The organism is Flavobacterium potami, from assembly GCF_020026915.1.
GTDB classification, from domain to species: domain Bacteria; phylum Bacteroidota; class Bacteroidia; order Flavobacteriales; family Flavobacteriaceae; genus Flavobacterium; species Flavobacterium potami.
In genome coordinates this window covers 1-284 of the sequence record NZ_JAINUY010000074.1, presented here as the reverse complement: position 1 = coordinate 284, position 284 = coordinate 1, and the positions used below count along the sequence as shown (strand labels likewise).

Annotated in this window: 1 pseudogene; it reads right to left on the bottom strand. The window is 31.0% G+C overall.

The window, feature by feature from the left end:
* Positions 1-128: pseudogene (locus K6T82_RS24320) on the bottom strand (DUF2892 domain-containing protein); the annotation flags it as partial.
* Positions 129-284: the final 156 nt, after the last annotated feature.

Below are 284 nucleotides of genomic sequence, written 5' to 3'. Positions count from 1 at the left end.
AGTTCGATTGCTTTTTTGAAATGCTTCTCTGCTTGGTTGATATTTGTTTGAGACAACATGATACCTTGTAAATAATTTAAGTATCCTTGTTGTTTTCTTACTAATGCTCCTTCTGGATTTTTGATGCTGAGCATAAAAAGATTTGTTTTTGAGAAGTTTTTCTTTTACAAATCTAAGCACTTTTGGTTATTCAAAAAGCAAAAAGAATGATTTTTATTCTTTCGTTTCTTCAACTTGAATTGTTGGAGGTACTTCTGGCGGAGTATCTTCACCTTTTAAATACG